The organism is Ancylobacter sp. WKF20 (assembly GCF_029760895.1).
Classification (GTDB): domain Bacteria; phylum Pseudomonadota; class Alphaproteobacteria; order Rhizobiales; family Xanthobacteraceae; genus Ancylobacter.
On sequence record NZ_CP121679.1, the window covers coordinates 456967 to 472028 of the forward strand.

The 15062-nt window shown below is 66.3% G+C and carries 12 protein-coding genes; 8 read left to right on the plus strand and 4 right to left on the minus strand.

What is annotated here, in order from left to right; all coding sequences use genetic code 11:
* Positions 1 to 42: 42 nt before the first annotated feature.
* On the minus strand, positions 43 to 3288 hold the full coding sequence (locus AncyloWKF20_RS02080) for an autotransporter domain-containing protein (RefSeq protein ID WP_279316316.1): 3246 nt from the start codon (positions 3286 to 3288) through the stop codon (positions 43 to 45).
* Between the two features lie 310 nt (positions 3289 to 3598).
* Here AncyloWKF20_RS02080 and paoA point away from each other — a divergent pair, with 310 nt between their 5' ends.
* The 3 genes from paoA to paoC are packed head-to-tail and all read left to right on the plus strand — an operon-like array spanning position 3599 to position 7423.
* The gene (gene paoA / locus AncyloWKF20_RS02085; protein WP_279316317.1) at positions 3599 to 4261 is read left to right on the plus strand and encodes an aldehyde dehydrogenase iron-sulfur subunit PaoA; all 663 of its coding nucleotides are present in this window, start codon (positions 3599 to 3601) and stop codon (positions 4259 to 4261) included.
* Positions 4258 to 5208, plus strand: coding sequence for a xanthine dehydrogenase family protein subunit M (locus AncyloWKF20_RS02090; protein ID WP_279316318.1), 951 nt, complete (start codon positions 4258 to 4260; stop codon positions 5206 to 5208). The genes paoA and AncyloWKF20_RS02090 overlap by 4 nt, the downstream gene beginning before the upstream one ends.
* Positions 5209 to 5212: 4 nt before the next feature.
* Positions 5213 to 7423 carry an aldehyde oxidoreductase molybdenum-binding subunit PaoC gene (paoC, locus tag AncyloWKF20_RS02095; RefSeq protein ID WP_279316319.1) on the plus strand — a complete coding sequence of 737 codons (2211 nt, stop codon included), beginning with the start codon at positions 5213 to 5215 and terminating at the stop codon, positions 7421 to 7423.
* A gap of 40 nt (positions 7424 to 7463) precedes the next feature.
* Here the strand turns inward: paoC and AncyloWKF20_RS02100 are convergent, their stop codons facing one another.
* The 3 genes from AncyloWKF20_RS02100 to AncyloWKF20_RS02110 form a co-directional block, all read right to left on the minus strand.
* Complete coding sequence (locus AncyloWKF20_RS02100; protein WP_279316320.1) at positions 7464 to 7952, minus strand: SRPBCC family protein; 489 nt, start codon at positions 7950 to 7952, stop codon at positions 7464 to 7466.
* Positions 7949 to 8305 carry a metalloregulator ArsR/SmtB family transcription factor gene (locus AncyloWKF20_RS02105; protein ID WP_279316321.1) on the minus strand — a complete coding sequence of 119 codons (357 nt, stop codon included), beginning with the start codon at positions 8303 to 8305 and terminating at the stop codon, positions 7949 to 7951. The genes AncyloWKF20_RS02100 and AncyloWKF20_RS02105 overlap by 4 nt, the downstream gene beginning before the upstream one ends.
* A 121-nt stretch (positions 8306 to 8426) precedes the next feature.
* Entirely contained in the window at positions 8427 to 9152 is a 726-nt protein-coding gene (locus AncyloWKF20_RS02110; protein WP_279316322.1) for a carbonic anhydrase, read from the minus strand.
* A 209-nt stretch (positions 9153 to 9361) separates the two neighbouring features.
* Here AncyloWKF20_RS02110 and AncyloWKF20_RS02115 point away from each other — a divergent pair, with 209 nt between their 5' ends.
* From AncyloWKF20_RS02115 to AncyloWKF20_RS02135, 5 genes are all read left to right on the plus strand, one after another.
* Positions 9362 to 10297, plus strand: a complete 936-nt coding sequence (locus AncyloWKF20_RS02115; protein WP_279316323.1) for a hypothetical protein — start codon at positions 9362 to 9364, stop codon at positions 10295 to 10297.
* Between the two features lie 183 nt (positions 10298 to 10480).
* Complete coding sequence (locus tag AncyloWKF20_RS02120; RefSeq protein WP_267583063.1) at positions 10481 to 10885, plus strand: cytochrome c family protein; 405 nt, start codon at positions 10481 to 10483, stop codon at positions 10883 to 10885.
* A 38-nt stretch (positions 10886 to 10923) separates the two neighbouring features.
* Entirely contained in the window at positions 10924 to 11922 is a 999-nt protein-coding gene (locus AncyloWKF20_RS02125) for a quinoprotein relay system zinc metallohydrolase 2 (RefSeq protein ID WP_279316324.1), read from the plus strand.
* Between the two features lie 380 nt (positions 11923 to 12302).
* Positions 12303 to 14108 carry a lanthanide-dependent methanol dehydrogenase XoxF5 gene (gene xoxF5, locus AncyloWKF20_RS02130; protein WP_279316325.1) on the plus strand — a complete coding sequence of 602 codons (1806 nt, stop codon included), beginning with the start codon at positions 12303 to 12305 and terminating at the stop codon, positions 14106 to 14108.
* 338 nt (positions 14109 to 14446) lie between these two features.
* Positions 14447 to 15049, plus strand: a complete 603-nt coding sequence (locus AncyloWKF20_RS02135; RefSeq protein WP_279316326.1) for a c-type cytochrome, methanol metabolism-related — start codon at positions 14447 to 14449, stop codon at positions 15047 to 15049.
* The last annotated feature ends 13 nt before the right edge of the window (positions 15050 to 15062 follow it).

Genomic DNA, 15062 nt, shown 5'->3' on the forward strand with positions numbered 1-15062 from the left:
GCCAGCCAGTGTCTGCCCAAGCCTGCCAACACGCATCCCCCCTCAAAACCGTATCGCGAGCCTGCCGCTGATGGCGTTGTCCTGCGACGCGTCGGCGAGTTGGCCCGCGTAGTGGAAGCCGAAGGTGACGTTTGGGTTGGTGGCGATATCGACCCCGAGCCTGACGATGGCGGCGTTGCGGGCGATCGGGGTGCCGCTCTGCTGGAACGCTGCGCCGCCGCTCTCGAAAGACAGAGTGGAGACCGGCGTGGTGTCGCCGAAGGCATATTGCCAGCCGAGGCTCGCCGAGGCCGTCAGGATGCCGCCCTTGATGGCGAAGGTCTTGGCGGCACGCAGGCCAAGCGTCGTGAAGGTATTCTCCTGCGTATCAGCCCCGCTCTGCAGGGCCGCCGCACCGCCGCTCTCGCTCATGGCGTCGGTGTGGAGGTTGACATAGGCGATGGCGGCGAAGGGCTCGAAATCGGCATAGGGTGTGGCGATGCCGTAGCCGACATCGGCGAAGAGCTGGGTGGTGTCGGCGTCATAGGAAGAGGTCAGCGCGTCGGCGTAGCCCGGGATTGCCACCGTGCGGTTCACCGACACGTCGTGCCAAGTGTAGCTGGCGCCGAGCCGCAGGCCGAGGGCGCCAAACTGGGCGCTGCCATAGAGAGCGATGTCGTAATTGGCGCTGTCGCCGGAGGAACCGAGCGTCGCCGAGTCGAACTGCGACTGCGAATAGCCGCCGGCGATGCCGATGCGGGCGCTCTCGCCGATCGGGCTGTCGATGCCGGCGGTGAAGCCGGCGATGGAGCGGGAGACGTCGGAGACGCCGTTGCTGCCCTCGCCGTCGCCCCAGCCGCCATAGGCCTGCGTCCAGATGGTCGGCAGGAGGCCGGGAAGAAGCGCGGCGGTCTTCGGGCTGCTGACCTCGCCGGTAGCGGCGCCGGCGGCCTGACGCAGCCGGCCGGTGACCGCATCGCGTAGATAGATCGATTGTGCCTGAAGCACGGTCTCGACGGAGGGATAGATCCCGCCGGAGAGGGCCGTAAACGCGGCGGGGGCGCTTGAGTCATTGAGCGAGACAACCGCGTCCATGAAGGGGCTGTCGAGCGGCAGGGTGTCGAGCGCCCCGGCGACGGCGGCCTGGCTGGCATTCTGTGCGGCGGCGGTGAAGGGCACCCCGCTGCGCAGGCTCTGGACCGTCAGCCCGTCTGCGCCATAGCGGGTCGTGAAGCTGAGGAAGGGGTATTGGGTGGCGAAGTCGTCGCTGATGGTCGCGAACTGCCCGGTCACGCCGCCCGTCGCGGTGAAGAAGGTAAAAGTGGCGAGGCCGAGGACGGTGCCTTCGGGCGCCTTGAGCGCGAGCGTCCCGCCCTGCACATTAATGGTGCCGGCGGCCTCGATCCGGTCGCTCGTGCCATTCGGGCCGAGCTCGACCCGATAGGTCGAACCTGGCTGGAACACGACATTCCCGGCGACCGTGAGCGTGCCGATGGAATTGCCGGGGGCGACCACGCCGCCGCTGGAAACCACCAGCCCGCCGCCGATCGTGCCGTTGCCGGTGAGCAGGCCATCATTGAGCACGGAGCTGCCGATTGATCCATTGTTCGCAAGCCAGCCGGTATTGAGCACCGACCCAGCGATCGACCCGGTGTTCTGCACGATGCCGTCATTCACGACATCGCCTTGAATGGATCCGCTCAGGACGAGGGTGGCGCCGGCCGCGACGGCCGTGCCCCCGGTATAGGTGCTGGCGCCTGCCAGCGTCTCGGTGCCGCCGGCGATGATGAGCCCGCCGCCGGTGCCGCCAGCGTAGCCGCCATCCGCGATGCTGCCGGAGAACGTGCCGGAGGCGTCGGTCAGCATCAGGGTCTGCCCGCCCAGCCGGACCGTTCCGGTGCCCGACAGGCTGGTGATGGAGGCGCCGGTCGTGGTGAGGCCGACGATGCCCGGCACGATGCCGGTGCCGGAAATGTCGAAGACGCCATTGGCCTCCACGCCGGAAGACTGGGCGATGCTGCCCGGCCCGACGAGGGCGAGCCAACCATCCGCGTCGATCCGCGTGGAGCCGCTATAGGTGTTCGCCGCGCTCAGCTTCGCCTGCCCGCCGGCCGTCACCACGACGTCGCCGGCGCCGGAGATCACCCCGGCCATGCCGAGCTGGCCATTATTGCCCGTCGTCGCCCCGATGGTGACGGGCGAGACGCGCGTCGTTTCGACCGACGTGTCGGTTACGAAGAAGGAGGTGATACCGGTCAGGTTGTTCGCGAGATCATAGACCACCGAGTTCCCCATGAAGAACCCGATGCCCAGGATCGTCCTGTCCGTCGTGCCGCCGATCGACACATTGACGATGTCCGGGCCCGACGACTGGCTTTCCACCGTCTTCAGCACCGCGTCGGTCTGAGGATCACTGACGACCAGCGTCGCCAGCGCGTTCAGCGCTGCGCTGCTGACCGATGAGTTCAGATAGAGATTGTAGGTATTGGTTCCCGAATCCAGCAGCGTCGCCGCAGAATAGGGATAGGTGCCGGTGTTTCCTGAGCCGATGACCGTGTAGTTCAATGTGATGGAATAGAGGCCGGCACTATTGGCGCCGGATACCGGAAACGGCGAGCCCGTCGTCGACCACTGGAAGACGGAGTCGAACTGCGCCCTGATGGCGGGCGTCAGATCGAGAATGACGTGGGGATTGCAACCGGCGCCCTCGGAGTGGCAGTTCGCCGCGATCACATAGCCGGATGTCGTCGCCTGTCCGAGAATGCCGCCAAACAGGACGTTCCCATAGCGATCCGTCGTCGCATTGGCCGCGCCGAACGTTCCCGCCAGCCCCTTCGCATCGCCGGCTGTCTCCGACGTCGGCGTGTAGATGGGGTTATTGTCGCTGTCATAGGTGATGATGACGGGGTACTCGATGTCCCCCATGAGAAAGCCGGAACCTGGCGTGGTGATGGTGGTGACGGCCGGGGAATTCACGTCGCGATAGAAGGAGATCTCGTTGACGCCGATGGCGGTTTCATAAAAGCCATGCGTTGCTCCCGCATCGCCATAGGTGAAGTAAAAGGGCGATGGGGAACTGGTAACGGGCGTGAAGCTTGCCGGCGCCGAGCCGGCAGTGAAGTTGAAATCCGCGTTGAAGGCCGACGAGCCCGTGTCGAACAGGTAAGTCTGCGGGAGAGCACCGCCGACGCCCACCGTGATGGTCAGCCGATAGCTGTTATTGCTGGGGGCCGGGTCATAGGAGAGCGGGATTTCGTAGGCCGCCGCCGTGCTGACGAAACCGCCGCCCCAGAGAGCCGAAACTGCCATCAGGGGCACCGACAGCTGCTGATGTAACGGCCGGCGGCGCACCGAACAATAAGCCTTGCGCATCTCGGTCCCCCGGCCCGATGGTAGCATCGTCCCTTACGTCAAGTTTGATCAGCTTGCCGGACCGGATGCAACGGGCCCGGACCCGGACGGTAACCGCCATGGGATGCGACGTCGGGCCATCACTAATCAGCGAGGTCGGGCGACCTCTTTTCGCTGCAACGCGTTAGTGGCGGGCCGGCTGGGTCTCGCTGTTCGTCAACCGTGACCTCTGCCGGCAGCTTTGCCGGGAACAGGGAGATTGCGGTTAATGCCGGAAACAAGTGGAGTCGTCGTCACACGACGCAGCGTGATCGTGGGGGCCACCTTGGCCCCTCTGGCCTCGGCGCCGGCGACGGCCGAAGCGCCCGGCACCCGTCCCGCCAATGATCCCGGCGCGCGGCCACCCTCCGCGCGGGGCGCGACGATGCCGGTGCGGTTTGAGGTCAACGGCACCTCGCATGAGCTGACGCTCGACCCCCGCACGACGCTGCTCGACGCGCTGCGCGAGCATCTCCACCTCACCGGCACCAAGAAGGGCTGCGATCACGGCCAGTGCGGCGCCTGCACGGTGATCGTCAACGGCCAGCGCATCAATTCCTGCCTCAGCCTTGCGGTGATGCATGAGGGCGATGCGGTCACCACCATTGAGGGGCTCGGCACGCCGGACGATCTGCACCCGATGCAGGCCGCGTTCGTGCGCCATGACGGCTATCAGTGCGGCTATTGCACGCCCGGCCAGATCTGCTCGGCGGTGGCGGTGCTCGATGAAATCGAGCGCGGCATTCCCAGCCATGTGCAGGACGACATCACCGCCCGGCCCGAAGTCACGACCGAAGATATGCGCGAGCGCATGAGCGGCAATCTGTGCCGCTGCGGGGCCTATTCCAACATTGCCGAGGCCATGGCCGACGTGGCGGGAGTGAAAGCATGAAGCCCTTCTCCTATGAACGCGCCACCGACGCGGCGAGCGCCGCGCGCACGCTGGCGGAGCGGCCGGAGGCGCGCATCATCGCGGGCGGCACCAACCTGCTCGATCTGATGAAGCTGGAGATCGAGACGCCCGGCCACCTCGTCGACATTCAGGATATCGGCCTCGACCGCATCGAGCCGACGGACGAGGGCGGCCTGCGCATCGGCGCGCTGGTGAGCAACACCGAACTTGCCAGCGATGATCGGGTGCGGCGCGACTATGGCGTGCTGGCGCGGGCTATCGTCGCCGGGGCCAGCGGCCAGTTGCGCAACAAGGCGACCACTGCCGGCAACCTGCTCCAGCGCACGCGCTGTCCCTATTTCTACGACACCAACATGCCCTGCAATAAACGCCGCCCGGGCTCGGGCTGCGCGGCGATTGGCGGCTATTCGCGCCAGCTCGCGGTGGTTGGTTCGTCCGAGCACTGCATCGCCACCTATCCCGGCGATATGGCGATTGCCTTGCGCGTGCTTGATGCGCAGGTGGAGACGGTGCGGGCGGATGGGTCGGCGCGGTCCATCCCGTTCGGGGACTTCCACCGCCTGCCGGGCGATGAGCCTCAGCGTGACAATGTTCTGGAGCGTGGTGAGATCATCACCGCCGTGACGCTGCCCCGGCCCGTCGGCGGGACGCATATCTACCACAAGGTGCGGGACCGGGCGTCCTACGCCTTCGCGCTCGTGTCGGTCGCGGCGGTGATCCAGCCGGATGGGACGGGCGCGGTGGCCTTTGGCGGCGTCGCGCACAAGCCGTGGCGGGTCGAGGCGGCCGAGGCGGCGCTGCCGCAGGGCGCGCGTGCGGTGACCGCGCAGGTCTTCGCTGATGCGCGCCCGACCGATGAGAACCGTTTCAAGATTCCGCTGGCCGAGCGCGCGCTCGCCGCGGTGATCGATCAGGCGAGAGGGTAAGCCCATGAAATTCGACAAACCCGCAGGGTCCAACCCGATCGACCGCATGCGCATCGTCGGCCAGCCGCGCGACCGGGTCGATGGCCCGCTGAAGACGACTGGCCAGGCGACTTATGCCTATGAGCACACGGAGATCGCCAATCCCGCCTATGGGGCGGTGGTCGGCGCCGCCATCGCCAAGGGCCGCATCCGCGCGATGGATGGTGCCGCCGCCAAGGCCGCGCCCGGCGTGCTCGCCGTGGTCACGGCGCTGGATGTCGGCGCGCTGGAGAAGGGCGATTACAACACGGCGAAGCTGTTCGGCGGTGACCGGGTCGATCACTACCATCAGGCAATCGCGGTGGTGGTCGCGGAGACCTTTGAGCAGGCGCAAGCGGCGGCCGCGCTGGTGAAGGTGGACTATGCGCCGGAGGAGGGGCGTTTCGATCTCGCCAAGGCGCTCGAGACGGCCAAGCCCGCCAAGGATCCCAACGCCGCGCCGGCCGATGAGGTGAACGGTGTGGGTGATTTCGACCGCGCCTTCGCGGCCGCGCCGGTGACGCTCGACGCGCAGTACACCACGCCGGATCAGAGCCACGCCATGATGGAGCCCTTCGCTTCCATCGCGGCATGGGAGGGGGACCAGCTCACGCTGTGGACCTCGACGCAGATGGTCGACTGGTGGCGCTCCGATCTCGCCAAGACGCTGGGCGTCGACAAGGACAAGGTGCGGGTGATCTCGCCCTATATTGGCGGCGGGTTCGGCGGCAAGCTGTTCCTGCGCGTCGATGCGGTGCTCGCCGCCTTGGCCGCCAAGGCGGCCGGACGGCCGGTGAAAGTGACATTGCCGCGCCCGCTCATCGCCAACAACACGACGCATCGCCCGGCCACCCGCCAGCGCATCCGCATTGGCTGCGAGCGCGATGGCACCATCACCGCCATCGCTCATGAGAGCGGCTCCGGCGACCAGAAGGATGGCGGGCCCGAGGCGGCGGTGAGCCAGACGCGCCTGCTCTATGCCGGCGCCAACCGGCTGACCGCGTTGCGCCTTGCCGTGCTCGACCTGCCCGAGGGCAACTCGATGCGCGCGCCGGGCGAGGCACCCGGCATGATGGCGCTGGAGATCGCCATGGACGAGATGGCGGAAAAGCTCGGCATGGACCCGATCGCCTTCCGGGTGAAGAACGACACGCAGGTCGATCCCGAAAAGCCGGAGCGGCGCTTTTCCCAGCGCCAGCTCGTGCGCTGCCTCACCGAGGGCGCCGAACGCTTCGGCTGGTCGCAGCGCAACGCGATGCCGGGTCAGGTGCGCGATGGGCGCTGGCTGGTCGGCATGGGCGTCGCCGCCGCCTTCCGCAACCATATCAGCCTGAAGTCCGGCGCCCGCGTGATCCTCGGGCGCGATGGACAGGTCACCGTCGAGACCGACATGACCGACATCGGCACCGGCAGCTACACCATCATCGCCCAGACAGCGGCAGAGATGATGGGTGTCGATCTCGATGCGGTGACGGTGCGGCTGGGCGATTCCCGCTTCCCGGTCTCGGCCGGCTCGGGCGGGCAGTTCGGCGCCGCCAATTCCACCTCGGGCGTCTATGCCGCCTGCGTGAAGCTGCGCGAGGCGGTAGCCCAGCGCCTCGGCTTCAATTCCGCCGAGGCGGCGTTCGAGGGCGGGCAGGTGTCGGCCGGCAACCGGACGGTTTCGCTTACGAAAGCCGCCGCCGCCGGTGAACTGGTGGGGGAGGACGGCATTGAATATGGCGACCTCGACGAGACCTACCAGCTCTCCACCTTCGGCGCGCATTTCGTCGAGGTGGGTGTCGACCGTTATACGGGCGTTACCCGTGTGCGGCGGATGCTCGCCATGTGCGCGGCAGGCCGCATCCTCAACCCGAAATCCGCCCGCAGCCAGGTCATCGGCGCCATGACCATGGGCGTCGGCGGGGCGCTGATGGAAGAGCTGGCGGTCGACACGCGCTACGGCTTCTTCGTCAATCACGACCTCGCCGGCTACGAGGTGCCGGTTCACGCCGACATCCCGCATCAGGAGGTCGTCTTCCTCGACGAGGCGGACGACAAGAGCAACCCGATGAAAGCCAAGGGCGTCGGCGAGCTCGGCCTGTGCGGCGTCGGCGCAGCGGTGGCGAACGCCATCTACAACGCCACCGGCGTGCGCGTGCGTGATTACCCGATCACGCTGGAGAAACACCTGGAGCAGCTTCCGGCGGTGGCCTGACGGGCAAGCGAGGGGCGCCCGAGGGCGCCCCATTCGGCGGTTAATGAATCGCCCCGGACTTGATGTACTCGGCGAGCTGGGTCGCCACCGTGCCCCAGCCGTCGTGGAAGCCCATCTGCTCGTGGCTGGCGCGGGTGGCTTCGTCATTATGAATGGCGAGTGCGGTGTAGCGCGTGCCGTTAACCAGCGGGGCGAGCAGCAGGGCGCCGGTGAAGAAGGGCTTGGCGGCGGGGCGGAAGCCGGGCAGCAGCGCGTCGGTGAAGACGAGGCGTTCATGCGGCACCACGTCGAGATAGCAGCCGGGGCTGTCGAACTCCTCGCCCTCGGGTGAACGCATCACCGTGCGGAAAATGCCGCCCGGACGGAGGTCGATCTCGCATTCGGTCACGCTCCAGGGCTTGGGCACGAACCATTTCTTCAGATGAGCCGGCGTCGTCCAGGCCTTCCAGACGAGATGAACAGGCACGTCGATCTCGCGCTCCAGCTTCAGGTCGAGCGCGGGGTTGAAGGGGCCGATGAAGGCGGTCATTCGGGCGTCTCCTCTTTCATCTGCATGAGATAGCTGTCGAGCCGGTCGAGCCGGCGCTCCCACAGCGTGCGTTGCTGGCTAAGCCAGTCTTCCGCGAGCTTCAGCCGCGCCGTTTCCAACTGGTAGATGCGCGCGCGCCCCACCTTGCTGGAACGCACAAGCCCGGCGCCTTCCAGCACCTTCATGTGCTCAAGGAAGGAGGGCAGGGCCATGCGGTAAGGCGCGGCGAGTTCGCTCATCGATGCCTGCTTCGCCGTGAGCCGTTCCACCACATCGCGCCGCGTCGGGTCCGCAAGAGCGCGGAAGATGCCGTCGATGACGGCGGGGGAGGGGGCAAAGCTCGTGGCGGTCATGGACATATCCGCGGTTGTGTCGTGAAGGAGGCTAGCTCGCCGCTTTACTTAGGTAAAGACCTAAGTTTATGGGCGAGAAAACGGGCAGCCAAGGCCGCCCGCTCATCCCTGCGCGGAAACGTCAGACCATCGAGACCTTGCCCGTGCCGATGTCGTAGACGGCGCCGACCACCTTCACCTTGCCGGCCGCGACGGCCTCCGCGAGGATGGGCTTGGCCTCGATGAGCCGCTTCACATTGAGCCGGACATTGGCGGCGATGGCGTTGTCGAGCGCGTTGCCGGGCTCCCCGGCGGAGGCCTCGACCGCCGGCTTGATGGCGTTGATGAGCAGGGGCAGATGGCCGGGCAGTTCGACGCGGTCCTTCACCACCTTGATGGCGGCGTCGACCGCGCCGCAATTGCTGTGGCCGAGCACCATGAGCAGCGGGATGCCCAGCACCTTCACGCCATATTCGAGGCTGGCGAGGCCGTCATCATTGACGAAGTTCCCGGCCACCCGCACGACGAACACTTCGCCGGGCCCCTGATCGAAAGCGAGTTCCGGGGCGACGCGGGAATCGGCGCAACTCACCAGCCCGACAAAGGGGTATTGCGCCTGCGCCCGCGCGGCGCGGCCGGCGGAGAAGTCCTTCACCTGAGGCGTGTTGGCGATGTAGCGGGCATTGCCCTCCATCAGCCGGGTCAGCGCCGCATCGGGGCTGATCGCGTTGGGCGGCGGGGGCAGGTCGGTCTGCGCGGCGGCGGGCAAAGCGAGGCCGCCGAGGAACGCCATGGAGGCGGCGCCGGCGCCAAGAAGATGGCGTCGCGACATCTGGGGCCAGTGGTCGCTACAGGTCTTGTCGCACATGAGTTCCTCCGCTTTGTTTATCGGCGTGGGGCGGGCCACGCCTCAATGGTATCAAAGTAATGCAGAAGGCGCGCGGTGAATTGTCGTGTCCAGGCGGCAGGCGCAAGCATTTGCCGTCCCCGCTGGTGACGGCTTTCCTTCTGCGCAGGCGCCGAGTATTTCTACCGATGCGCCGCCCGCCGAGCGTAAACTTTGCAGGTACTTCAGGCATGGGACGACCGGGAGAAAAGCCCGTACGTGAGGCGCGGGTCGCGCGCGCCGCTGATCTTGATGCGCGCGGACTCGAGGAGGCGAGCGCCCGCCTGCGCGCCTCTGCCGCTTTCCGGCCGGCTCTCGCGCGTTACTGCCTTGCCATGTCCGACGTGCCGCCGGAGGGCTGGCCGCTCTACAAGATGTTCGATCAGCTCAGCCGCTACCTGATCTGCTACATGCTCATCTACAATTACTATGAGTGGCGCGATCATGGCGGGCCGCCGCCCACGCTCTCGGCCCTGCAGAAGCTCGTGCCGTCCAGTCCGCGACAGACAGCGGGCTTCGTCGCATCCCTGAAGGTCGGCCGCTTCATCGCGACGGAGGATGACCCCGCCGACCGGCGCAACAAGCTGCTGCGTCCGGGGCCGGCGGTCATCGGCGAGATCGGCCGTTCGCCGCGGCTCTTCCTGCGCGCGCTCGACGAGATCGAGTCCCCGGCCGAACTTCGCGCGCCCCAGCTCGCTGCACCGGAGATGCTCGGTCGCATGGTGCATTTCTCGGCGGCGGACGTGCTCGCCAATGGCACGCTGCTGCACGGCTTCCCGACAGTGCTGCACTTTGCCCAGCGCGATTGCGGCTACCCGCTGCTGACCGCGATCATGGCGGATCATTATGCCCGCACCCTGCCGGCCGTGGGCGCGCCGCCCTCGCTCACCCGGCGGGCGCTCGCGCAACGCTTTCAGGTGTCGGCGGCCCATGTCGGCAATCTCATCGGCGAGGCCGCCGCCAATGGCTGGTTCGTCCTGGCCGGGGCCGACCGTGTGGCGGCGGTGGCGCCAGACTTCGCCGCCGAGTTCGAGCGCTGGTGCAGCCTGCAGATGATTCATGTCGCCGGACTGTGGGACAGCGTCGATAGCGCCCACGTCGCGCCCGATCTCGCCCTTGCCACCTGACGTCGCGGCCGAGATGGTCCCGCGGGGCTTACGCTAGGGGCGCGACGAAATGCACCGCGTTTTTAAGGTCGGCGGGACTGGACCTTTCGTCGTCTAGGATCATTCTAACCCCGGCGCTATGATGCGCTTGCTCCCAAGCACCGCATCTGACGGTGCCTCAACGATGTTGCCTGGAAGGACGCCATGAATCGCTTCGTCATCACCGCTGCCCTGCTCGCGCTGGGCTCCTCGGCCGCCCTGGCGCAGAGCCCGGCCGGCGATCCGGCCAAGGGCGCCAACGTCTTCAAGAAGTGCATGGCCTGCCATGCCGTCGGCGAAGGCGCGAAGAACAAGGTTGGCCCCGAACTCAATGGCATCGTCGGCCGCAAGATGGGCGCGGTGGCAGGCTTCAACTATTCCGACACGCTCAAGGAGCACAACGCCAAGGGCGATGTGTGGACCCCCGAGGTGCTGAGCGCCTATCTCGAAAACCCCAAGGGCTACATGCCGGGCATCAAGATGGTGTTCGCCGGCCTGCCCAAGGAGACGGACCGGGCCGACCTGCTGGCCTATCTCTCGGGCTTCAACGAAGACGGCACCAAGAAATAGCGCCGGGCCGCTTTGCCCGGCGGCGCGGAGGCGCCGCCATGCCGGCTTGGTTCACGTCGTCGGACCTGATCACCGATCGCCGCACGCTGCTCGCCCGCCTGTCGCTCGCTCTGGGCGCGGCTTGGGCGGGCGGCGCGACAGCGTTTGCGCAGGCGCCGGGCGGGCCGGCGGCGAGTGGAGGCGACCCGCTGCCGCTTGAGCCGGTCGCTCCCGGTATCTTTGTCTATCGCGCGCCTTATGAGCTGGTGACGCCCGCCAATCAGGGCGCCATCGCCAATATGACGCTGATCGTCGGCAGCGAGGCGGCGGCGGTGATCGACACCGGCAACAGCGCGCTTGCCGGCGCCCGGATGCTCGCCGCCGTGCGGGCTACGACGGATCGGCCGCTGCGCTACGTCATCAACACCCACATGCACCCCGATCACACGCTCGGAAACGCAGCCTTCGCGGCGCCGGGGGTGCAGTTCGTCGCCCATCACAAGATGCCGCGCGCCCTCAGCGTGCGCAGCGAGACCTATCTCGGTCAGGCCCAGCGCCTGCTCGGCCCGCTGGCGGAAGGCACTCGGATCGTGCTGCCCGAGGTGCTGGTGAATGACCGGCTGACGCTCGATCTCGGTGGCCGGGCGCTTGAGCTGCGCGCGCATCCCACGGCCCACACCGATAACGATCTCACCGCGCGCGACACGGCGACCGGGACATGGGTGATGGGCGACCTCCTCTTCATCGGTCACATTCCCACGCTCGACGGCAGCCTTACGGGCTGGCTGTCCCTGCTCGACCGGCTGGGCAGCGAGTCATCGCCACGGGTGATTCCCGGTCACGGCCCGGCCTCCGCGCCCTGGCCGGCGGGTGACGATGACGAGCGGCGCTATCTCGGCCGCTTGCGGTCGGACGTGCAGGCGCTGATCGATTCTGGCGGGGCGATGAGCGCGGCGCCGGAGCGGGCGGCTCAAAGCGAGCGCGGTAGCTGGGCACTGTTCGACGAATTCAACCCGCGCAACGCCATCGCTGCCTTTCACGAGCTGGAATGGCAATGACATGCTGCGCTGCACAAAGGAACTTTTCCCAATACTCGCGTGAATCCGCCCATATCTCGGCGTTGCAGCGTGGTATATTTTATATCATCTCGCTCTTGCAGCAAAATCATAATAAGATCGACGCATCATAAGAGTTCTTATTGCGCGTTACTGGAATTCGGATTAGCCTCTTTAATGTCTTCGGCTTCAACGGCTACCGGGAAGAAGTTCCCGGTCCGGTTCGTAGGCCAGCTTGGGGCGGGGGCCCCCGTGAAGTCCGGCTGCCTTCTCCCCAGCCGGTCGTGACACGCTGCCGAGGACAAAAACGTCAGAACGGCAAACAAGCCGCGACGGGCCGCCCTTGTGGGCTGGTCCCGGAGGATCGTTCAGGAGGAGAAAGCATGCGCAAGGTTCTTGCGGTAGCACTGCTTGGTGCTGCAGCGGCCTATGCTTGGCCGGCTTCGGCCAATGACGGGCTCATGAATATTATCAAGGACCCCAAACAATGGGGCATCCAGACGGGCGACTACGCCAACACCCGCTATTCCAAGCTCGACCAGATCAATGCCGGCAATGTCGGCAAACTGCAGGTGGCTTGGACCTTCTCGACCGGCGTTCTGCGCGGTCATGAAGGCGGCCCGCTCATCATCGGCGATGTGATGTATGTGCACACGCCCTTCCCGAACATCGTCTATGCCCTCGATCTTAGCAACGACGGCAAGATCATCTGGAAGTATGAGCCCAAGCAGGATCCGAACGTCATCCCGGTGATGTGCTGCGATACCGTGAACCGCGGTCTCGCCTATTCGGACGGCACCATCTTCCTGCACCAGGCCGACACCACCCTCGTAGCGCTCGACGCCAAGACCGGTGCCAAGAAGTGGTCGGTCGTCAACGGCGACCCGAAGAAGGGCGAGACCAACACCGCCACCGTTCTGCCGGTGAAGGACAAGGTCATCGTCGGCATCTCCGGCGGCGAATTCGGCGTGCGCTGCCACGTCACCGCCTATGACACCAAGACCGGCAAGCAGATTTGGCGCGGCTACTCCATGGGCCCGGACAGCGATCTGCTGGTCGACCCGGAGAAGACCACTGATCTCGGCAAGCCGATCGGCAAGGATTCCTCCCTGAAGACCTGGGAAGGCGATCAGTGGAAGATCGGCGGCGGCTGCACCTGGGGCTGGTATTCCTACGACCCGGCCACCAACCTCGTCTATTACGGCTCCGGTAACCCCTCGACCTGGAACCCGGCCCAGCGTCCCGGCGACAACAAGTGGTCCATGACCATTTGGGCGCGTGACGCCGACACCGGCATTGCCAAGTGGGTCTACCAGATGACCCCCCACGACGAGTGGGACTTCGACGGCGTGAACGAAATGATCCTCACGGATCAGGACTTCAACGGCCAGCCCCGCAAGCTGCTCACCCACTTCGACCGTAACGGCTTCGGCTACACGCTGGACCGCGTGACCGGCGAACTGCTGGTGGCCGAGAAGTTCGACCCGGTGGTCAACTGGGCGACCAAGGTCGACATGGACAAGAACAGCAAGACCTATGGTCGTCCGCTGGTCGTGTCCAAGTACTCGACCGCCCAGCAGGGCGAGGACGTGAACACCAAGGGCATCTGCCCGGCGGCTCTCGGTACCAAGGACCAGCAGCCGGCGGCCTTCTCGCCCAAGACCAACCTGTTCTACGTGCCCACCAACCACGTCTGCATGGACTACGAGCCGTTCCGCGTGAGCTACACCGCGGGCCAGCCCTATGTCGGTGCGACCCTGTCGATGTACCCCGCGCCGAACAGCCATGGCGGCATGGGCAACTTCATCGCCTGGGACAACGTGAAGGGTAAGATCGTCTGGTCGCTCCCCGAGCCCTTCTCGGTGTGGTCCGGCGCTCTCGCCACCGCGGGCGACGTGGTGTTCTACGGCACGCTGGAAGGCTACCTGAAGGCGGTCGACGCCAAGACGGGCAAGGAACTCTACAAGTTCAAGACCCCGTCGGGCATCATCGGCAACGTCACGACCTATGAGCACAAGGGCAAGCAGTACATCGCCATCCTGTCGGGTGTCGGTGGCTGGGCGGGTATCGGCCTTGCGGCCGGCCTGACCGACCCGAATGCCGGTCTTGGTGCGGTGGGCGGCTATGCGGCGCTCTCCAGCTACACCAACCTCGGCGGCCAGCTCACGGTGTTCGCCCTGCCGAACTGACCCGGGCTGATGGCGGGCTCCATGAGGGCCCGCCACTCCTAGACGACACGAGGGGAAACGAGGGGGCCTGGCCGCCGGCTTGACCGGTGCGCCAGGCCCCACCGTCTCAGGCCCTCGGTCCTTATGAGAATCTTAGAACGATGTCAGACAGGCGGGCAGCCACACCCCGGAATCTCCGGGAGGCTCACGCGTCATGGTGTCCGCCGGTCGGTCCATGGCGTTGCTCTGCCCGATGACAGCGCTTCGCCAAGGTCCTCGCCCATCACGTCGCTTCGCCAAAGACTTCGCTGGCCCATGACTTTCGGCCCCCGGCGGGGGTGCCTTCAGGAGACATATTGATGAAGAACTCTGTTCGCGGATGGCTTCTTTCCGGCGCGCTGCCGGCGTCCGCCAGCCTGTCGGCGCTGGTTCTTGCCACCACCCTTGTCCTCGGCAGCCCTGCCACGGCGCAGGAGGCGGCACCCGCTGCCCCCGCGGCCGGCGCAACCGCTCCCGCTCCGGCCAAGGAGAAGGACGATCTCGGCAAGTACACCACCGAGGATGGGACGCCGACCTACAACATCCAGCCGGACGGCACGATGGATTGGTATACCTATTCCGGCTATCGCCGCTATCACGCCGAGTGCCATGTCTGCCACGGCCCCGACGGCATGGGTTCATCCTACGCCCCGGCGCTGGCCAATTCGCTGAAGACCATGACCTATGAGCAGTTCATGGAAATCGTCGTCAACGGCAAGCAGAATGTCGGCGTCGGCACGGCCGACCAGGTGATGCCGGCCTTCGGCGAGAACAAGAACGTCATGTGCTACCTCGACGACCTCTATGTCTACCTGAAGGCCCGTGCCGATGGCGCGCTGGGCCGCGAGCGCCCGAGCAAGCGCGAGGATAAGGCGAAGGCGTACACAGCCAATGAAAACCAGTGCTTCGGACGGCCGGGCTGAGGTGGGCAGGCGC